This is a genomic window from Bacteroidota bacterium (assembly GCA_008933805.1).
GTDB lineage: Bacteria > Bacteroidota > Bacteroidia > UBA8524 > UBA8524 > SB11.
The window spans coordinates 146,710-165,494 of record WBUH01000005.1 but is presented as its reverse complement, the minus strand read 5'-3'; the positions used below and the strand labels follow the sequence as shown (position 1 = coordinate 165,494).

Annotated in this window: 20 protein-coding genes; 14 read left to right on the top strand and 6 right to left on the bottom strand. The window is 43.3% G+C overall.

All coding sequences use genetic code 11. The features are described 5' to 3' along the window. Positions 1–103 precede the first annotated feature (103 nt). From F9K23_07045 to F9K23_07025, 5 genes are all read left to right on the top strand, one after another. Positions 104–601, top strand: a complete 498-nt coding sequence (locus tag F9K23_07045) for a transcriptional repressor (protein KAB2916951.1) — start codon at positions 104–106, stop codon at positions 599–601. A 19-nt stretch (positions 602–620) separates the two neighbouring features. Then, entirely contained in the window at positions 621–1,883 is a 1,263-nt protein-coding gene (locus F9K23_07040) for an adenylosuccinate synthase (protein ID KAB2916950.1), read from the top strand. Between the two features lie 115 nt (positions 1,884–1,998). Beyond that, positions 1,999–3,339 (top strand): 2-oxo acid dehydrogenase subunit E2, encoded by a 1,341-nt coding sequence (locus F9K23_07035; GenBank protein KAB2916949.1) that lies wholly within the window; start codon positions 1,999–2,001, stop codon positions 3,337–3,339. Positions 3,340–3,448: 109 nt separating this feature from the next. Further along, the gene (locus F9K23_07030) at positions 3,449–4,294 is read left to right on the top strand and encodes an oxidoreductase (GenBank protein ID KAB2916948.1); all 846 of its coding nucleotides are present in this window, start codon (positions 3,449–3,451) and stop codon (positions 4,292–4,294) included. A 195-nt stretch (positions 4,295–4,489) separates the two neighbouring features. After that, on the top strand, positions 4,490–5,623 hold the full coding sequence (locus F9K23_07025; protein KAB2916947.1) for a Fic family protein: 1,134 nt from the start codon (positions 4,490–4,492) through the stop codon (positions 5,621–5,623). Between the two features lie 166 nt (positions 5,624–5,789). Here F9K23_07025 and F9K23_07020 read toward each other — a convergent pair whose 3' ends face one another. After that, positions 5,790–7,610, bottom strand: coding sequence for a DUF4139 domain-containing protein (locus F9K23_07020; GenBank protein ID KAB2916946.1), 1,821 nt, complete (start codon positions 7,608–7,610; stop codon positions 5,790–5,792). Between F9K23_07020 and F9K23_07015 the strand changes: the two genes are divergently transcribed. The 4 genes from F9K23_07015 (at position 7,548) to purN (ending at position 11,343) form a co-directional block, all read left to right on the top strand. Then, complete coding sequence (locus tag F9K23_07015) at positions 7,548–8,168, top strand: sigma-70 family RNA polymerase sigma factor (protein ID KAB2916945.1); 621 nt, start codon at positions 7,548–7,550, stop codon at positions 8,166–8,168. The two genes, F9K23_07020 and F9K23_07015, sit on opposite strands and share 63 nt — an antisense overlap. Beyond that, positions 8,147–9,169, top strand: a complete 1,023-nt coding sequence (locus tag F9K23_07010) for a hypothetical protein (GenBank protein KAB2916944.1) — start codon at positions 8,147–8,149, stop codon at positions 9,167–9,169. Before F9K23_07015 ends, F9K23_07010 begins: the two co-directional genes overlap by 22 nt. Positions 9,170–9,261: 92 nt before the next feature. After that, entirely contained in the window at positions 9,262–10,758 is a 1,497-nt protein-coding gene (locus F9K23_07005) for a hypothetical protein (GenBank protein ID KAB2916943.1), read from the top strand. 15 nt (positions 10,759–10,773) lie between these two features. Further along, the gene (gene purN, locus F9K23_07000; GenBank protein KAB2916942.1) at positions 10,774–11,343 is read left to right on the top strand and encodes a phosphoribosylglycinamide formyltransferase; all 570 of its coding nucleotides are present in this window, start codon (positions 10,774–10,776) and stop codon (positions 11,341–11,343) included. Between the two features lie 161 nt (positions 11,344–11,504). Here purN and F9K23_06995 read toward each other — a convergent pair whose 3' ends face one another. The 4 genes from F9K23_06995 to F9K23_06980 all read right to left on the bottom strand — a co-directional run bounded on the left by F9K23_06995 (position 11,505) and on the right by F9K23_06980 (position 14,410). Beyond that, positions 11,505–12,017, bottom strand: coding sequence for a hypothetical protein (locus F9K23_06995; GenBank protein KAB2916941.1), 513 nt, complete (start codon positions 12,015–12,017; stop codon positions 11,505–11,507). Between the two features lie 117 nt (positions 12,018–12,134). After that, complete coding sequence (locus F9K23_06990) at positions 12,135–13,106, bottom strand: hypothetical protein (protein ID KAB2916940.1); 972 nt, start codon at positions 13,104–13,106, stop codon at positions 12,135–12,137. A gap of 127 nt (positions 13,107–13,233) precedes the next feature. Next, positions 13,234–13,821 (bottom strand): hypothetical protein, encoded by a 588-nt coding sequence (locus F9K23_06985; GenBank protein KAB2916939.1) that lies wholly within the window; start codon positions 13,819–13,821, stop codon positions 13,234–13,236. Then, the gene (locus F9K23_06980; protein ID KAB2916938.1) at positions 13,814–14,410 is read right to left on the bottom strand and encodes a hypothetical protein; all 597 of its coding nucleotides are present in this window, start codon (positions 14,408–14,410) and stop codon (positions 13,814–13,816) included. Before F9K23_06980 ends, F9K23_06985 begins: the two co-directional genes overlap by 8 nt. A gap of 405 nt (positions 14,411–14,815) precedes the next feature. Here F9K23_06980 and F9K23_06975 point away from each other — a divergent pair, with 405 nt between their 5' ends. Beyond that, positions 14,816–15,169 (top strand): helix-turn-helix transcriptional regulator, encoded by a 354-nt coding sequence (locus F9K23_06975; GenBank protein KAB2916937.1) that lies wholly within the window; start codon positions 14,816–14,818, stop codon positions 15,167–15,169. A gap of 21 nt (positions 15,170–15,190) precedes the next feature. Here F9K23_06975 and F9K23_06970 read toward each other — a convergent pair whose 3' ends face one another. Beyond that, entirely contained in the window at positions 15,191–15,817 is a 627-nt protein-coding gene (locus F9K23_06970) for a DUF2306 domain-containing protein (protein KAB2916936.1), read from the bottom strand. Between the two features lie 314 nt (positions 15,818–16,131). Here F9K23_06970 and F9K23_06965 point away from each other — a divergent pair, with 314 nt between their 5' ends. From F9K23_06965 to F9K23_06950, 4 genes are all read left to right on the top strand, one after another. Further along, positions 16,132–16,365, top strand: a complete 234-nt coding sequence (locus F9K23_06965; protein ID KAB2916935.1) for a hypothetical protein — start codon at positions 16,132–16,134, stop codon at positions 16,363–16,365. A 204-nt stretch (positions 16,366–16,569) separates the two neighbouring features. Beyond that, the gene (locus F9K23_06960; GenBank protein KAB2916934.1) at positions 16,570–16,881 is read left to right on the top strand and encodes a hypothetical protein; all 312 of its coding nucleotides are present in this window, start codon (positions 16,570–16,572) and stop codon (positions 16,879–16,881) included. Between the two features lie 232 nt (positions 16,882–17,113). Further along, entirely contained in the window at positions 17,114–17,629 is a 516-nt protein-coding gene (locus F9K23_06955; GenBank protein ID KAB2916933.1) for a hypothetical protein, read from the top strand. Beyond that, positions 17,613–18,719, top strand: coding sequence for a glycosyltransferase family 4 protein (locus tag F9K23_06950; protein KAB2916932.1), 1,107 nt, complete (start codon positions 17,613–17,615; stop codon positions 18,717–18,719). Before F9K23_06955 ends, F9K23_06950 begins: the two co-directional genes overlap by 17 nt. Positions 18,720–18,785 lie beyond the last annotated feature (66 nt).

The following is an 18,785-nucleotide window of genomic DNA, read 5'->3' as shown; positions in this document are numbered from 1 at the left end:
AAATCAAGTTATTGATAATTAAATACTAATCCACAAATCCTCAAATCTTCAAACCGATAAATTTTAAAAGTGATACCTTTGCCTTTTATTTTAGGTGAGTACAATGAGCCGACAAACTGCCCCAGAGGAAGTACGTAAAATATTTACAGATTACCTTGAGCAAAAGAAGCAGCGCAAAACGCCCGAACGTTATGCTATATTGGATGAGATATACAGCAAAAAGGAGCATTTTGATGTTGAGTCGTTATACATACAGATGAAGAACCGCAACTACCATGTTAGCAGGGCTACGGTGTATAACACGCTTGATTTGTTGCTGGATTGCGGCCTTGTTACCAAGCACCAGTTTGGTAAAAACATGGCTCAGTTTGAACGTAGCTTCGGTTACCGCCAGCACGACCACCTGATTTGTAACCGTTGTAATAATGTGATTGAATTTTGCGACCCCCGTATACAGCAAATACAGAGTATGATGGGTGAGTTGCTGAAATTTGATATCACCAGCCACTCGCTAAACTTGTTTGGTTCGCCAAAATTAGACGATGCAGGCACTTGCACGGCTTGCAGCAAAAATTTTAAACCAGAAGAACAAACCGCTTAAAACAGATAGATTACATACGATGGTAGATGTAGTATTGGGCCTGCAATGGGGCGATGAAGGAAAAGGAAAAATAGCTGACTTTTTAACTCCCCGCTACGATGTGGTAGCTCGTTTTCAGGGTGGGCCAAATGCAGGGCACTCGCTGGAAATAAACGGGATGAAACACGTGTTGAACACTTTGCCTTCAGGCGTGTTCCACGAGGGATGTATCAACCTTATCGGCAACGGAGTGGTTATCGACCCTATTTTGTTGCGTAAAGAAATTGAGAAAACAATAGCTGCCGGAGCTAACATAAAGGACAGCTTATACATATCGCGCAAGGCGCATTTGATTTTACCCACTCACCGTATGTGGGATGCTGCCAGCGAAAGCTTTAAAGGCGACCAGAAAATAGGCAGTACACTGCGCGGTATCAGCCCTACTTACCAAGATAAGTACGGACGTTACGGATTGCGTGTGGGTGATATGCAAAGCAGCGACTTTAAAAGTCGTTACGAGCAAGTGAAGAAAAAGCACATGGCGGTGATTAATTTTTATAATTATGCGTGTGATTTGGATGCGCTTGAAGCTGAGTTTTTTGAGGCGGTAGAATACCTTACTCAGTTTAAACAGGTGGATAGTGAATATTTCATTAATGACTTGATTAGCCAAGGCAAGAAAATACTTGCCGAGGGTGCACAAGGCAGCATGCTGGATGTTGACTTTGGTACCTACCCTTATGTTACCAGCAGCAACACTATTAGTGGTGGTGCTTGTGTAGGTTTGGGTATTGCGCCTAAGCACATCAACAAGGTGTACGGTATTTTTAAAGCTTACTGCACCCGTGTGGGCAGCGGGCCTTTCCCTTCTGAATTGAATGATGCGTTGGGACAAGAGCTACGAGATAAAGGCCACGAGTACGGTGCAACTACAGGCCGTCCACGTCGTACAGGCTGGTTGGATTTGGTGGCTTTGAATTATGCCATCATGTTGAATGGTGTAGATGAATTGATAATGATGAAGGCAGACGTATTAAGCGGCTTGCCCGAGGTGAACGTGGCTACTGAGTATGTTGTGAACGGACAACTTACTAGGCAGCTGCCGCATACCTATAACGATGGGGAAGTTACCCCGCATTACACCGCTTATGCCGGCTGGCAAGAGGACTTAACTAAAATAACTGACTACGATAAACTACCCCAAACTTTCTGCGATTACATAAAAGCCGTTGAAACAATTATTCAGAAGCCTATTGGCATCATCTCGGTTGGACCTGACAGGGCTCAAACGATTATGCGATAGTGTGTTTTCTGCTGCAGTTTAGGAACTTATTGCGTTGGCAATACGGCCTTAAATTGTGTTGTTGCAATGGCAAAGATTGTGTTTCTTTGCGGCGTAATTGGGTATAGAATTTACTATGACTGAATTTGAACTGATAATGCCTAAAATGGGCGAGAGTATTGCTGAAGCCACTATTATTAACTGGCTAAAGAACGAAGGCGATAAAATTGAAGCCGACGAAAGCGTACTTGAAATAGCAACGGATAAAGTTGATAGCGAAGTACCATCTCCTAAGGGTGGTGTTCTACTTAAGAAGCTATACAACGTAAACGATGTAGTAGAAGTGGGCAAGCCCATTGCTATTATCGGTCTTGAAGGCGCGGGTGCACAACCTGCTGCCCCTGCCAGCCAACCCGCTGAAAAACCAGTTGAAACTGCACCAACACCTGTTGCTTCAGTTCAAAATACAATCACACAAGCGCGCGAAACTGTTGCCCCTGTTGCAGGCGGTGCCCGTTTTTACTCGCCGTTGGTATTAAACATTGCCCGTAGTGAAAATATCAGTATGGCTGAGCTTGAAGGCTTGCCCGGTACCGGTAGTGAAGGCCGTGTAACTAAGAAAGATATTTTAGCATACGTTCAACAACGTCAAAATGGTGTTGCTCCTGCAGCTACTCCTGCTGCTCAACCTGAGGTGAAAGTGGTTGAAAAACCTGCCGCCCAAGTTAGCCAGCCTAAAATTACTGCTCCCGCGGTAAGCTTAAACGCAGGCGATGAGATTATAGAAATGGATCGTATGCGTAAGCTGATTGCCGACCACATGGTAATGAGCAAGCATACTTCTCCGCACGTTACTTCGTTTGTTGAGGCTGATGTGACCAATATGGTGCGTTGGAGAGAAAAAATGAAGGATGTTTTCCAAAAACGTGACGGCGAGAAGCTGACCTTCACTCCAATGCTGATTGAAGCCATTGCGAAAGCCATCAAGGATTTCCCGATGATAAATATATCAGTTGACGGTACTAATCTTATTCGCCGTAAGGCTATTAATATTGGTATGGCAGCTGCACTACCCAGCGGTAATTTGATAGTACCGGTAATTAAAAACGCTGACACTAAAAACCTATTGGGATTGGTGAAGGATGTGAATGACCTTGCTAACCGCGCCCGTAACAATAAACTTACCCCTGACGAAATACAAGGCGGTACTTATACCTTGACTAACGTTGGTACTTTTGGTAACGTAATGGGGACACCCATTATCAACCAGCCTCAAGTAGCCATTATGGCAGCAGGTGCTATCCGCAAAAAACCTGCGGTAGTAGAAACTGAGTATGGCGATGTAATTGCCATACGCCACATGATGTACCTAAGCCACAGCTACGACCACCGTGTAGTGGATGGTGCTTTGGGCGGTATGTTTGTTCGCCGCGTTGCTGATTACCTTGAGCAATGGGACGTGAACCGCGAGATGTAATCGTTTAACAAAAATATAACAGTAAAAAAGCAGGCCTTGTGTCTGCTTTTTTGTTTTTGGCAAAACCGTTGCAGTATAAACGTTGTTTAAACAATAAATAGAAATAACAATGAACAAAGTTTGGATAATAACAGGATGCTCAACAGGCTTTGGCCGCGAGTTGGCAAAACTTACCCTGAAACAAGGGTATAAAGTAGGAGTGGCTTCACGCAATACGGATGATGTGAAAGATATTGTTGAGGCTTACCCTGAAACTGCTTTGGCGGTGAAGTTGGATGTAACCAAGCTTGATGAAATTAAATCAGCGGTGGAGCAAGTGAAACAAAAATTCGGACGTGTGGATGTGTTGGTAAACAATGCCGGCATAGGGTACTTTGGGGCTGTAGAAGAAAGCGAGGACGATGAAGTACGTCGTATGTTTGAGATTAACTACTTTGGCTTAGCTAACATGACTAAAGAAGTGTTGCCTATTATGCGCAGCCAACGTAGCGGTCATATTATTAATATAGCCTCTATTGGCGGTTTGGTTGGATTTCCAGCGTTAGGCCACTACAACGCTACTAAGTTTGCGGTTGACGGCTTATCAGAGGCATTGGCAAAAGAAACTGCACCGTTGGGTATTAAAGTAACGGTAATTGCCCCGAGCGGCTTCCGTACTGATTGGGCCGGACGTTCAGCCAAAAACAGTGCGATTGTGATTGATGACTATGCACAAACGGCAGAGGTAAACAAAAACACGATAAGAGGCTACAGTGGTAACCAACCCGGTGACCCTGTTCGTGCAGCGCAGGCTATTATCAAGGTAACAGAGGTTGAAAACCCGCCTTTGCATCTTCTGCTAGGAGTAGGGGCATTTAAAGGAGCGCTTGCCAAGCTTGATTCGTTGAAGAAGGATTACGATGCTTGGGAAGAAACTACCATAGGTGCGGATGCTCCGGCTTCACAAACTGCATAAGTTGCAACACGATATAATTTAACTAAAAAAGCAGGCTCACAGCCTGCTTTTTTAGTTAAATTAAGTTCCTCTTAACTAAAAAAAATTAAATTTAAGTTTTAATGACATTTTCTTAAATAACATATATCTTTGATTAAACTTTATTAAAAAATCTTAACTATAGAGACTTGTTGTTTAAGATTTGGCAACATTATTATGAATACCTTTATAGCAGGCAGCTTAATCAGTCAAGGCTACTACAAAAGCTTTCAGCCCAATTTTATAAACAGAGATTGGCAGTTGCCCAATATGGAAGTGCTGTCTTTACTGAGTCAAGCCGACAGAAATTTGGGCAGGCTGGATATGTACTCTGAGTACGTTGATATAGACTTGTTTGTTAAAATGCACATTGCTAAAGAGGCTACTCAATCATCAAAAATTGAGGGTACGCAAACAAATGTTGAAGAAGCTTTTTTGAGTAAAGATGAAGTTTCTTCTGAAAAGAGGGACGATTGGGAAGAGGTGCAGAATTATATAGTGGCAATGAATGATGCTGTGAATATGCTGCACAGGTTGCCATTTTCTTCAAGACTTATTAAACAAACCCATAAAATATTGTTGCAGGGGGTTAGGGGGGAGCACAAGATGCCCGGTGAATACCGCAAGAGCCAAAATTGGATAGGGGGAGCAACTATAAATGATGCTGTATTTGTGCCGCCTGTCCATACTTCGATAGATGAGTTAATGTCAGATATTGAAAAGTTTGCCAATGATGAGTTAAATCCGTTGCCCGATTTGTTGAAGGTGGCGTTAATACATTATCAGTTTGAGACTATACATCCTTTTTTGGATGGTAACGGCAGGGTGGGTAGATTGCTTATTACGCTGTATTTGGTGGGTAAAGGGATTTTAAAACGTCCCATTTTGTATTTGTCGGATTTTTTTGAACGCAATAGAATTCTGTATTACGATAATTTAACCCGGGTAAGAACACACAATGACTTAAACCAATGGCTTAAATTTTTTTTAACGGGTGTGATAGAAACTGCTAAGAGTGGGGTTACCACGTTTGACGCTATTTTACAACTGCAAAAAAACATGGAGGCTGAAGCGGCTAAGTTAGGTAGCAGAGGTAGTGATGCAAAAAAGGTGATAGAGTATTTGTACAAAAAACCTATCATCACTGTACAGGAAATTGAGGGGATAATAGGTAAATCAAATGTGACGGCGTATAAACTTCTAAGTGATTTTGAAACACGTGGAATATTGAGTGAAATAAAAAGCGCACAACGAGGTAAATTATATGCATTTAAAGAGTACATAAATTTATTTAGCAGTAACCCAAAATAAAAAAGGGCCGACTCAGAAGGCAGGGGTTTGAAAACCCCTATTATTAAAATTTCCTCCCCGCGCAGGACTTAAGTCCTGCGCGGGGAGGAAATCACAAAAGCGATAGGTTTTAACTTATCGTGGCAAAAAGGGACAGTAACACTTACTTGCGTGATAACATTCTTTATTATAGCCCCGCTATGGGTTTGTCTTTGGGGTAATGGATTTCGTACGTAAACTTAAGTTTTTTGGTTTCTTTGGCTTTTAGCTTCAGTTTCCATTTCAGGCTGCCGCTGGGTTCGTCCAACTCTGCATCGTCGCTTTCTTTCAATACCACTTTTATTTCGTTTGTGCCGCTTACTACGGGTATCTGGTCTTCTACCTCCACATCAATGGCTTGGTTTTTAGTGTTCCGTACTACAATCTCAATGGTGCGGGTTTCAATCTTTTCATCCCCTATAAATCTCTCTTTGTGTTTTTCTTTTACCTTTTTGCGGGTTAGGGCAAAACTCTTATCCCTGCCTAAGTTTACGCTTAGTGTATCTTCGGTGGTTGAAGGGTCTAAATACATCTGGCCTACAAATGCACCGTCAAAATACAAACGGGCATTGCCCGGAATGATGTTCATTTCTTCCCATCCGGTGATACGAGCCATTAAAAATGCGTCAGAACTTATTTTAGGAACAGCGGCAAACTGCAAGGTCATCGGCACATCCTTATCGTTAATCAGTACTTTATGGGTTTTTCCGTCACTGTTCAATGTGTAGTTCAGCTTTATCTCGTACTCTACGCGCAACAGGTTTTCTGTAACGCTGATATAATCTAACAGCGAGTTCAAGTCCTTTTCCTCCAGGTCGGTCATATCGTCAGCATTATTATGTCTAAAGGCTAAACTTTCCTTTTTAAGCGGCATTGCTGAGTTTGTGGAAGGTGCGGGTGAATAACTTTTATACTCGTAAAAACTAAGGTACCAAGGGCTAAGGGTAGGTTTGGTATTGCTTTCGGTAGGAGTGGAGGTGCTTAAGGTAAGCTGAGTGTTTTTCCAATCAAGGCCGGTATTTTGTGTAACGTTGGCAAAGTAGTTCAGCTTTAACGAACCGTTTACAGAAGAGGCTTGCAAATCATAAGCGGGTACCCAGTTTGCAGCATCAACAAAATAACTAAAACTAAGTTGTGTGGTGGTTGGGTTTTCAGCGTACACCGTTACCAATACTTTGTGTATGGGCTTGGCATCGCCGCTATTGTCTGCGCCTTCACCACTTTGCAATAGTAGCAATGCTTTGTGGCGGTTGTTAAGTCGGTTGCGCACCTTTGCAATTTTGTCCTTAATCTTTTCATACTTCAACTCTTCGGCATAAATGGCATTTAGTCGTTCTTTCAAAAAAGCCATCCCTTGTTGCAACAACTGCAACGAGTCTTTCAACGGCTCACCTTTAATGATGCGGTTGTTCATCAACATATTTTTTTCAGTAGTCAGGGCTTTTAAATGGTTGTCCGCATCCTTTTCTTCATACCTCAAATCATCCAAAGAGTCTAACACCTGTTCAATCTCCTTGTCGTATTTTTTATTGGCAGTCGGTTTCGGTTTGGCTTCTTCGTACACAAGTTCATATTTCACATCCATCACCACTCCGTTTTTAATACTGGCTTGCAGCGACGGTTGATTGATGTAAGGCGATATGTTCTCAAAGGCAAACTCGTTGATGCCTGCACTCAGGTTCACGTTCTCGGTATAATGTAAATCAGCTCCCTGCAAATACACAGTAACTTTTTGCAGTTTGGCATTGATGGCTTTGGGGGATTGTGCATTTGCGACGCCGCAACAGATAATGGCGAATACGACAAGAATTTGTTTCATATTTGATGATGTATTTGGTTTGCTATTTGATGCAGCTATAATTGAAATTCCATAAGCTGAAATAAAATTTTTTTGAAACCCTTGTAAATGGCGGCATTTGAGCACCATAAAACGGATGAGGAACTGGTGGCAGAGTACCAACACACCCATAACAAATGGGTGGTGGGTGAGCTGTTTAAGCGGTACTCATTACTTAGTTTTACGGTATGCCATAAATACTTGAGGGATGAGGCCGCAGCCAAAGATGCCAGCATGGCTGTTTTTGAAAAGCTGTTTACCGACTTATTGAAGCACAGTCCGCAAAATTTTAAAAGTTGGCTATACAGTGTTTGCAAAAACTATTGTTTGATGCAATTACGCAAACCCGCACTGGAAGTGCTGGTAGCTGAGCCTGAAGAAGAAAGTGAAACTTTTTTTGTGAAATTTGGTGAGTTACTGCATCAAGAGGGTGAAGGGGAGGAAAAAGAGCACAAACTGCAAGCGTTGGAAAATGCATTGGCACAGTTGAATGAGAAGCAGCGGGAATGTATTGATTTGTTTTTTTTGAAACAGAAAAGTTATGAGGAGATAAGCCTGCAAACGGGCTACACCGCTAATGAGGTGAAGAGTTATATACAAAACGGTAAACGTAATTTAAAAAACGCCCTTGCACAAAAAGGAATTCTTTTTGGATGGGCATTACTAGTATGGATACAGCACAATGTATAAGCAATGAGATGTGGGAAGGCTATGCGCAAAAAACGCTTAGCCCCAACCAATTGCAAGCCTTGCAGCAACACGTTGCAGGGTGTGAGTTGTGCGCGGATATGAAGGAAGGTATTGATACGCTTGCACATCCCGAAATGCTGCCCCAAACGGTGGCTGCTATTAATGCAGAAGTGGACGAATACCTGAAACCCAAACGGAAACGAATGGCGGTTTTATGGTATTGGAGTGCCGCTGCTGTTTTGCTGGTTGGGTTAGGCATAGGTTGGTACAATCTTACGCCCGTTGCTGATGATAGGATAGTTAAAAGTGAGAATATAAGAAAGGCTGAGGAAGGAGCGGCTTCTTCTGAAGTGGAAGAGAGCGTTGTCAAAAGAGATAGTGTTACTGAATTACGTTCGGTTCCCTCAGGTTCTGTTCCTTCAAAAGAACGAGAAGTTAATAGTGCGCCTGTGAATGTCGAAAGTGTTTCTGTGAGTAAAGATGAAAGCAGCATTTTACCTGAAAGTGTTTTTAAAAGTGAAGCAGAGGAAACGGAAAAAGTTGCGGGTGCGGATGATATGGAAGAAAAAGAGGTGGTAATAACAGAAAGTACAGTTTCGCCACCCGCAGTTGATTATAAAAAAGAAGCTACTCAACCCCTTAAAAAGGAGCAGAGAAGGGATATTTATCCCTCACATAATAACGTCAGTAACAATTTCAGGAATAATAATATCTCTAATAACAATTTAGAGGTGTCTAACTTGAATTTCTTTAGCCCTCAACAGGATTCTTTAAATTACCTGACTGCACAAAGTTACTTTGATGCAAAACTATACGACAGTTGTTTGCTGGTATTGCAGAACGTGGTTTTTACCTATTACGAGCAGGGCCAACTGCTTAGGGCAAAAGCACTAATGAAGCAAAACAACCCTGCTGAGGCTAAGAGAGTGCTTGAGTCGTTGATTTTTACAGATGAAAAATTGAAGAAAGAGGCTGCGGAGCTGTTAAAGTCTATCAAATAAGGGCTGCGTGTAAGAATCGGCATTAGTTTATCTCAAAAGCTAACATATCATTAACTTAACAAAAGGTATAAATTAGCTAAGTTTGCAGTTGAATGAAGGGAGTACTTCGCTGCATATACATATTGGCCTGTGTGGCAATGCTGGCCGCCTGCAAAAAGGATTTTGACGGAACTGCCAAACCCAATACCGCGCCTGAAACACATTTGGTAGCTGATACTATTGTGAGGCAAGGGGATAACCGTTTCACTTCGCAAGTGCGGGTGCAATGGTGGGGTACTGATGCTGATGGTTTTGTTACCGGGTATGAATACCGTATCAACAATTCAGCTTGGCAGGCAACCAAAAAGCAGGACTCAGTTTTTACGCTGATAATCCCTACCAATTCTGATACGTTTGATTTTGATTTTGAAGTTCGTACCATAGATAACAACGGCAACGCTGATGCTTCTCCTGCTCGTTTGTTTTTCCCTGTAAAAAACTCAGCCCCTACGGTTAACTTTTATGTATCGTCGGCTGTGCCTTCGCGCACCCCTGTGCGTAGTTTCCCCGCTATCCGTTATACTTGGCAGGCAGGCGATTTGGACGGTGATATTTCGCTGGACTCGTTTGAGATTTGTTTTAACGATACCAACGGTCCGTTTACTAAAATTGCCCCCGGTATCCGCGATATATTAGTAGTGGGTAAAAACCTTACCGGAAGTATTACCGACTGCGATATTTATTTAGGAAGCAACCAAACCCCATGGAACCGCACCATTGGGGGTTTAAAACTGAACGACAGCAACAAGCTGTATATACGTGCCATTGATAAAACAGGCAGTAAGTCATCATTTACTGCGTCTTACACCTTGTTTGTACGCAAACCGCAAGGCGATATATTGGTGGTAAATGCTATTGAATCGCAGTTTTTAAGGGCATCGGTGCAAAACTTTTATTTAACTGCGTTGGCATCGGCAACCTCAAAACCGTATGATTTGATGATGGCTACCGAGCGGAACGGAAATAATTATACAGAACTATCTCCCGACCCTTTTACCCAAGCACAGATATTCGGTTTCTTTAAACGCATATTGTGGTTTAGCGATGATACCGAAGCCAGTTTGGGATTACTGCAAAAATCGTCGTCGGTGTTTTTTGATAAAGGCGGGCGTATGATGGTGGTGAGTGCTGCCAATGATAATTTACCCACCGACCCTGCTTACTTAGACTTTACCCCCATAAAATCTTATTTACCTGTTACCAATAAAGATGCGTTTTTGATGCAACAAAACGACTCGTTGTTGCCTGTGAGCGGCGCATGGCCAATTTTGCGCACCCCTAATTTTTTAACAGGTATCAGGCCGTATGAGTTGCCGATTGATAACAACCTGTATGCTTACTCGGTATTGTACAACGGCCGTATTACTCGTGAAAACAACAGTGTGGTTTCGCCATGGACAGGTACATCGACACTTGTTTCTAAGCGCGTTCGTAAGTCTGACAACAAAACCGATTTCATTATCAGTGTTGTGCCCATGCACTTGTTTAACGGCTTGTCTAACTTCAATGCGTTTATGGGGCAGGCCATTAATACCGAACTTGAGTTTTAGCCGTATCTTGCGGGGGTGAAAAACATAGTGATTTTTGCCTCGGGCTCAGGCAGTAATGCCCAAAATATTATTGAATTTTTTAGGAAAGACGGCACTGCAAGTGTTGAGGCTGTTTTTTGCAATAACCCTAAAGCTGGCGTAATAAAACGTTGCGAAGACCTTGATGTACCCTGTGTGGTTTTTGATAGGGACGAGTTTTACAATACCCGCAAAATTGTTGATTTGATTGAGGCTTTTGATGCTGATTTGGTAGTGTTGGCCGGGTTTTTATGGCTGGTGCCTGCTAATCTTATCGAGGCGTTTCCTAACAGGATTTTGAATATACACCCTGCGTTGTTGCCTAAGTACGGCGGTAAGGGAATGTACGGAATGAATGTACATATTGCTGTTATTGAAGCCGGGGAAGAGGAAAGCGGTATAACTATACACACGGTGGACGCTGAATACGATAAGGGTGAAATTGTGTTGCAGGCTGTAACAAGGATTGATGCTGATGATACGCCTGAAACGTTGGCTAAAAAGGTACACGAGTTGGAGTACAAGCATTTCCCACTTGCTATAAAGAAGTATTTGGAGAAACTGTAAGGTTTTTCTGCCGCTAAGACACCAAGGCACTAACAAATTTATGCTTTATTGCTCCCTTGCGTGCGATTATCATTTCACTATAAAACAAAACCCCGCTTGCATTGCTGCAAACGGGGCACAAATACCGGAGAACGGATGAATGAAACCGGTACGTTGTAAGGTTATGCTGTTAATGTAGCAATAAGGGTTGAGTCAACTTCTTTGGCCAATTCGGGCTCTTCACCTGTAAAGGTTAGTTCAAAGCCGCTCATATCGCCAAAGGCGGTTCCTGTGGTTCCTTTTCCGGCACTTAACAAAGCACCGCGGGTTTCGCCCACCAGCCAGTATTTGCCGTTGTTATCCTTCACAATTACCATCAGGTTGTTTTTGGCCAGCAACAAAATTTCGTTGCGTTTATTTACCTCCAACTTATCTAATTTAACGGTAAGAGTTTGTTCGTAAAATACAGTGCCGTTTTCGTTGTTTACCTGTATGTTTTGTTCCAACTGCCCTGTTTTTTTTCTCAACTCGTATTTGAAGAATTTTTTAGTGGCTGCCAATGTGAATGCAGTGATGACACCGCTTGCAGCAGTTAATGTTGCCTTGTTGGCTATTTCTGTAAAATATACGGCTTCTATACCGCCGTTGCTTTGTCGGCAATCCAGCGTGAAGCCTGTGGTTAATGCACATGACATATTTTTAGTTGTTAAGTTTTATGTTTTAAGAGTTTTGATTTTTATTTTGGGTTGGCTGCTTTTGGCAATTAGCATTTGGCTTTTAGCTAATTGCCAAGAGCCAAGAGCAAACAGCTATTATGCGTTGGTGTATTGTACAATTTCGTTGGGGAATGCTACTTGTACGCCGGCTTTCCAACGGGCCTTCATGCGCACCTCGTCGTTGTCTTTGCTGTACCAGATGTTGAAGTTTTCAAAATCGTTCAGCAAATCAGTGCCGATGAAGAAATTGCTGCTGCGGCCTGCAAAAATGCGGTTGGTATCGTTTAGACCGTGAACAGCCACCACACGAATGTTAGTTCCGGGCAACCTCAATTCGCCTGCAATGTGATTATCAGGTCCGGCAGCATCGTAAAAGAAGTTGTTTTCGTCTTGAAGACCTAAAATCAATTTGCGGAAAGTGTCCCATCCTTCTAAGATTACCACATCGTCTTTGTCTAAAAGACTTGCGGGCAATGCAGTAAGGATATTGTTGTGTATTGCCACGGCGTTAGCCACTGTGATAGAAGTTTGCGCGCTTGTGTTACCTGCTACGGCAGTTCCGGCAGCGTCGATAATTTTTACAAAACCATCAAATTTGTTCAGGTTTGGGTTGCCGCTGGTGGTATCACCGCGCCAGTAAGCTTTTTCCATTTCCTGCGCAATAATAGCGGTCATAAAATCGGCAAGGGCTTCTTCGGGCACAAGGGTTTCGTAGTAGCTGCCTGCGTTTAGCAAAAATTGTGTCCATTTGCTTTCCAATTCATCGGGACACCATTTTTTATTCACTTTGATTTTACCTACAGTGATGGTGCGTTGGGTGAAGGTGGTATCGCCGCTGGCGGTGAAGCCGCATCCTGTGCCGCTTTGAAAATACACTTGGTCGTCCATGATGTTGATGACCTCGGCTGATTTGATACCTGTTTGTACGGGGAACAATTCGGCGGTGCGGCTGCCAAACAGTGATTTGGTTACCAAGGGTACTACGTTTTGCTCGGTATAGTTATCCAGCGAGCTGATGCTGTATGCAAACGAATGCTTAAGCAATCGGGGAATTGAGTTGTGTTTCATTGTTGTGTTGTATCGTTTTGAGTTGATAGTATTTTTAATCGCTATTAGCCGTTAGCCTTTGGCTTTTAGCAGATGAAAGCATAGTGTCATTGCTAAGGGTTAAAGGCCAATTCCCAAAAGCAATGAATTAGCTTTTCAGTAATGCGGCGATGCGCTCGGCTTTGGTGGGGTTATTGGTGTTATGGGCAAACTGGCGGTTGCGGATAGGCTCGTCGGGGGTGTTTTCTACCAGTATTTCCAGTACGCGGCTAATTTTGCTCAGGTTTTGGCGCAAGGCTTTGTTATCGGCCTGCATAGTACTGAATTGCTTTTTTATAGCGGCCAACTCCACCGCGTTTTCTTCGTGCTGTCGGTACATCATTTCTATTTTCTCTTTCAGGTCTGATGCTTGGTTTATTGCGCCCGTTTGTGGTTTCGAGCCTGTTTTCACGCCTTTTCCGCCGCCTGCGGCTAAGGTTGCTACCGCTCCTTTTTTGGTGGTGAAGCGGGTACCGTCTTCCAATTCGTACTTACCGTCGGCAATGGGCATTTCACCTTCGGGGGTAATTACCATCACCAATGTGCCTACTGCCAGCGCGCCTTCGTACATAATTTCAGTGCCGTCGGTCAGCATTGTTTCGGTTACTTCGCCTGCGGGCTGTTCGCCAAAGGCCAGTTTTTTAATTTTATCCCAGGCATCGGTACCAATGGCCTTCAGGATTTTTTCTTTAGTCATTTTCATTTTTGATAATCTCAATTAATTGTTGGATAATAATTTCCGATGCATCGGTTACGTGCATTTGGCCAAACATCCCTTCCACGCTAAACCCTTGCAGTTTGCCTGTTTTTATGTAGTTGTCCCACACTTGCGGGTTATCCACCTTAAAACATCCAAACCAGCTGCCGTCAGGCAATTCGGGGTAGTAAGCAGGGGCATTTACGCCGTTTTGTTTGTCAATCAAATAGCTTTGCACCATGTACACGCCGCCCACTTTTTGCTGCGGGTTGTGCATTACATTTACATTGGCGGTGTAACGGTTGCGGAAGTATTTATAACAAACACTTTTAATGGTAGGCTCATCAAATACCACGTAGTACTCGCGGTCGCCCTCTTTGCGGTAAATGGGCAGGTTGGCTACCATCAGCGCACCGCAGATAATGCGTTGCTCGGCGTGCTGCACCTTAAACTGCATGGGTTTTTGGCGGTTAAATGCCACCCAATTAAATTCGGTGGCGGGCACATCTACCAATGCTACGTAATCAACCCCTGATACAGGGTCTTCATCGGTAATTTTTAATTTGTAAACAGGGAGTTGTTTTTGCATTTGCCCTGTAATTGGAGGGGGTGCAAAGTGTGCAATGTGGGGGAGGAAATTTTTGATGTCGGGGGTGTTGTTGGTTGGTAGTTGATGGTTGATGGTTGTTGATGGTTGATGGTTGTTGGTGGGGATGGATGTCAGATGGCAGATGTTGGATGTCAGGGGTGTGGTGGTGGTTGATAGTTGGTGGTTGTTGGTGGGGATGGATGTCTGATGTCAGATGTCGGATGTCGGGGATGTTGGTGGTTGATAGTTGTTGGTGGATAGCGGCTTGTGCTATAGAGTAGTCAGTTTATTGCGGCTTTCCGCAGGCACGGAAAACAGGGGTAGGGTTTATAATCGGTGTACCGAATAATTATTCGGTATTGGCGGCCTGATTTTTGACTTTGGGAACTCGTAATTTTGTGAGGTATGTACGAACGAAAAATTAAGGAAGATTTTAGTTGTGGCATTACTGTGGCCATGCGGGTGTTTGGTGCTAAATGGAAACCCTGTATTATTGATGCGATAGACAAGGGCTGCACAAGGCCGAGCGAAATACACCGCTACATACCTGAGGCTACGCCACGGGTGCTGGATATGCAACTGAGTGAATTACTGGGGATTGGCGTGGTGGTTAAAGAGACTACTGAGGGGTTTCCGCTGTGTAGCGAGTACCGCCTTACTGAGCTGGGCAGGAGTTTTTTGCCCATTGTGAAACAGTTGGACGATTGGGGTAATACCTATAAACATGAATTAATGGATAAATTGGCCGAGGCTGTTTAACCTTCGGCCAATCCATACTTTTTATACTTTTGCTTTGCGGCTTAAAAGTATCTCGTACATGTACAAGGGTACTGCCCAACCCATCCAAAATAAAGAGGGTGATATATCTTCAAAACTGCCCAGGCTCTTTACATAAGGGGTTTGTAGCGATAAGCCTGATATAATAAAAGCAAGAGTTACCAAGTAACTTCTTGTCATCCATTGGCGGTGCTGGGTAAATTTCTTTTTAATGGCGGTATAGTAAGCAATGGCTGTGGAGCTAATCCATACGAATGCCCATACTTGTACCGAAAACGCATACGCCCAGTTTACTTTGTATGCTGTGGTAAAGGCCAGTATTACCGCGCAAATACTGCTTACTAAAATAGCCAGCAAATACAGTATGCCGATAATGCGGTGCACTTTGTAGCTAAAGTTCCGCAGTTTGGGCCAAAACTGTATAAGTCCTAATAATAACGCACCACCACCGGCGGTAATGTGGGAGATTAATACCCAACGCAGGCTAAAGTATTTGCCCAATGCTTCGGGTGTAAGGGTAAGGTAATGATCGGCGCTGTGCATAAACAGCCATGTTAAGAATGCCACTATTGCCCAAAGTACAAAAGGGGCAACGTCGGTTCTATCCAATGATAAAGTCTTGTATTTCATTGTTTGAGTACTATTAAATTTTGCTGGTGCAAAGTTCTTGCAAGCACTCGGGCGGGTAAATAACCGAATAAAGATTCGGTAAGCTATCAGTCTTTATAGAAATGATTTTGTTTACATATTGGTTGCGTAGTGCTTAGGTGGTTTGTGACAAAAATATGGCTCTTTTTCATTGCTCAAATCGCTATAAATCAAACGTTAAATGCATATTTATGAGGTTTCAAAATTTTTTCTACTGATAATCAATCAGTAGCATTTTTTCTTTAAAACATATTCAAAAATGTTTCTATTAGTAAACAAAAACATATACTTTTGTCATGTCGATTGAAACAGAATTATTAATAAACAAGGAAGTAACGATGCAACTTAAGGTGATTAACGACGAATTGTACGAGATGATGTGGGAACTGCACCCCACGCACGATGCCCTGGTGGCGATTAAAGAAAAACTGGGCCGTTTGGTTGATAAGGCTTGGGAAGAGTACAAAGAGCAGCTTCAGCCAACAATACACACCAGCCCCAAACCCTATCAGCATGAAGCAGCTATTTAAACCCCGCGGAGCAAAGCAGGTGAACGACATTGAAGTATTGATTCTTGTGCTTACGGTAGCCATGATACTTGCAAACGTTTGCAGGATGCTTTTTTAAACCGCTATTAAACAAAACTATTGATTTCTTCTCCCTTCCTTTTGGATTTCTAATTGCAAGCCTTCAAGGCACACCTCTTACTATTTACAATTATTTATAGCTTAAAAATGAACGTATTAATTAAAAAATTAACGAACGGGCCGGTGCGCCACGGAAAAAATTTTTGTATAGCCCGCATTGAGGGTAATCAACTGGCTGAGATTGAGGGCAAGTGGACGAAAGGGACGTTTACGGTGAGTTTGCTGCACCAACCCAGCTACATTGAAACGTACGAACGGTACGGCCTTGCAGGAACGGATACCGAGTGGCGGATGGCGCTCACGCTACTATATAATCAAGTGGCGGGATTAACTACCGATAGTTTACCATTGCCTAAGGATATTTTATCGATGCCTGCGCCAAATGCAGACAAGAGTTGAAGCGCAGCCCTATTAATTGCAAAAAATGATTTGGAGGATATAACCTCTGCCTAAAAAATACATTGGAAAAGAATTTTTCGGAGTGGAAGGGTGCCGCCCTATCGTAAAAGGCCCTTCAAAAAAAATAACAGGATACCATAACTGTAAACCTACAAAACAGCGGTGAAAACTACTGACAGGTAAAGGTATGCGCATAAAACGGATGAACGAAGCAAAATAAGAACAAAAGGTTATGGAATTAAATAAAATAATTGAAGAGATATATAATGACCCGCAATTGAAATTGCTTAGCGGAACGGTTGGAAAACAGGATAATGAAGATTTATTGCACGAAGTAATATGCCAGTTATACGATAAACCTGAAAAGGTGCTTGAAATACATGCGAAGGGTTATTTGAAATTGTATGTGGCCCGCATGATTATTTGGCAAAAGAACGATAAGTACAGTTTGTTTAACAAGAAATATACACAGCCTTTTTCGCCGTGGGATGATGAGACGTATGATGTGGCGGAGGAGATTATTGACCACGAGGGTATTAACCGTAGGGAGTTGAGGGCTTTGAAGAAGATTGCAGATGATAGTCGTAAAGAGCCGCCCCATTTTTACCCTGCGCGTTTGTGTGTAGAGGTTTCGGAATGTAAATCGTTTAGAGAGGCGAGCCGTAGGACGGGTATCCCTTTAAAATCGGTGATATACATGTTTAGGAAATACGTGAAGGAGGTGCGTGCGTATGCCGACCAAGACTAAGGTGTTGCTGGTGGTAAATTACAGGAGTAAGAGCGACCCTTTTAATGTGGGCGGTGTTGAATACCACCGCCTGCTGATACCCTTTATCCATCTTAGTCAGCGCAGCCCTATCGAATTGCATCAGATTAATGAAATTGACCCTGAGAATACCCGTCTTGAAAATTTTGATGTGGTAGTGTTTAGTCGTGTGTTAAGCAATTTTGGCCGCGATGAGTTGGTGCTGAATGCACTTAAAAAGGCGGGTATTCCGTTTGTGGTGGATGTAGACGACTATTGGCGGTTGCCAACCTCGCATTTGTTGTACGACCAATGGCGGCAACACCGAATGGCCGACCGTATTGAGTTGGCGCTTAAAAATGCAACTGCGGTGATTACGACTACACCGCATTTGGCCGCCCAAGTGCGCAAGCTGAATAAGAATGTGGCGGTTGCCCCTAATGCTATCGACCCTGAGCAGCCGCAATTTGTGCCGCAACCTTTGTACAGCGATGTGGTGCGTGTGGGTTGGGTGGGCGGTTTGTGCCATACGGATGATATACCGTTGTTGCAGCGTGGGTTTGAGAAGCTGTATGAAGATGCGCCGTTGCAGCCTCATTTCGGGGTGAATTTGTGCGGGTATAGTCCCCAAAATTTTGATGTGTGGGGGTATTACGAGCAAATTTTTACGGCAGGCCGGGCAAGGCCTAATTACCAACGGGTGCATGGGCTTGATATACGGCATTATGCCACGTTATACAATAAACTGGATGTGTGTATTGTGCCGTTGGCCGATACGTCGTTTAATCGCTGTAAAAGCCCGTTGAAATTGCTGGAGGCAGGCTGGTTTAAGAAGCCTTGTGTGGTATCAAAGGTGTATCCGTACACGTTGCTGGGCGAGCATTATAAGAACTTGCTGTTTGTTGAGAATAATAAAACCGATTGGTACAAGTACATTAAGAAGTTGATACAAACGCCCACGTTGCGCCAAGAGTTGGGCGAAGCCCTGCACGAAACCGTACGCGAGCATTATGTGATGGATAGGGTGAACGGGGTTAGGGAAGATGTGCTAAATAATTATTTAAGGTGGGTACAAAACCCAATGTTGCCCTGAATATAAAATTCAGGGCTTTTGGGGTGTAACGTCCCGAATGGTTTAAAACCATTCGGGACGGAACCC

Coding starts and splice junctions, on each gene's coding strand:
- F9K23_07045 (KAB2916951.1), top strand. CDS start 104: ATGAGCCGACAAACTGCCCCAGAGGAAGTACGTAAAATATTTACAGAT.
- F9K23_07040 (KAB2916950.1), top strand. CDS start 621: ATGGTAGATGTAGTATTGGGCCTGCAATGGGGCGATGAAGGAAAAGGA.
- F9K23_07035 (KAB2916949.1), top strand. CDS start 1,999: ATGACTGAATTTGAACTGATAATGCCTAAAATGGGCGAGAGTATTGCT.
- F9K23_07030 (KAB2916948.1), top strand. CDS start 3,449: ATGAACAAAGTTTGGATAATAACAGGATGCTCAACAGGCTTTGGCCGC.
- F9K23_07025 (KAB2916947.1), top strand. CDS start 4,490: ATGAATACCTTTATAGCAGGCAGCTTAATCAGTCAAGGCTACTACAAA.
- F9K23_07015 (KAB2916945.1), top strand. CDS start 7,548: ATGGCGGCATTTGAGCACCATAAAACGGATGAGGAACTGGTGGCAGAG.
- F9K23_07020 (KAB2916946.1), bottom strand. CDS start 7,610: ATGGGTGTGTTGGTACTCTGCCACCAGTTCCTCATCCGTTTTATGGTG.
- F9K23_07010 (KAB2916944.1), top strand. CDS start 8,147: ATGGATACAGCACAATGTATAAGCAATGAGATGTGGGAAGGCTATGCG.
- F9K23_07005 (KAB2916943.1), top strand. CDS start 9,262: ATGAAGGGAGTACTTCGCTGCATATACATATTGGCCTGTGTGGCAATG.
- F9K23_06995 (KAB2916941.1), bottom strand. CDS start 12,017: ATGTCATGTGCATTAACCACAGGCTTCACGCTGGATTGCCGACAAAGC.
- F9K23_06990 (KAB2916940.1), bottom strand. CDS start 13,106: ATGAAACACAACTCAATTCCCCGATTGCTTAAGCATTCGTTTGCATAC.
- F9K23_06985 (KAB2916939.1), bottom strand. CDS start 13,821: ATGACTAAAGAAAAAATCCTGAAGGCCATTGGTACCGATGCCTGGGAT.
- F9K23_06980 (KAB2916938.1), bottom strand. CDS start 14,410: ATGCAAAAACAACTCCCTGTTTACAAATTAAAAATTACCGATGAAGAC.
- F9K23_06975 (KAB2916937.1), top strand. CDS start 14,816: ATGTACGAACGAAAAATTAAGGAAGATTTTAGTTGTGGCATTACTGTG.
- F9K23_06970 (KAB2916936.1), bottom strand. CDS start 15,817: ATGAAATACAAGACTTTATCATTGGATAGAACCGACGTTGCCCCTTTT.
- F9K23_06965 (KAB2916935.1), top strand. CDS start 16,132: ATGTCGATTGAAACAGAATTATTAATAAACAAGGAAGTAACGATGCAA.
- F9K23_06960 (KAB2916934.1), top strand. CDS start 16,570: ATGAACGTATTAATTAAAAAATTAACGAACGGGCCGGTGCGCCACGGA.
- F9K23_06955 (KAB2916933.1), top strand. CDS start 17,114: ATGGAATTAAATAAAATAATTGAAGAGATATATAATGACCCGCAATTG.
- F9K23_06950 (KAB2916932.1), top strand. CDS start 17,613: ATGCCGACCAAGACTAAGGTGTTGCTGGTGGTAAATTACAGGAGTAAG.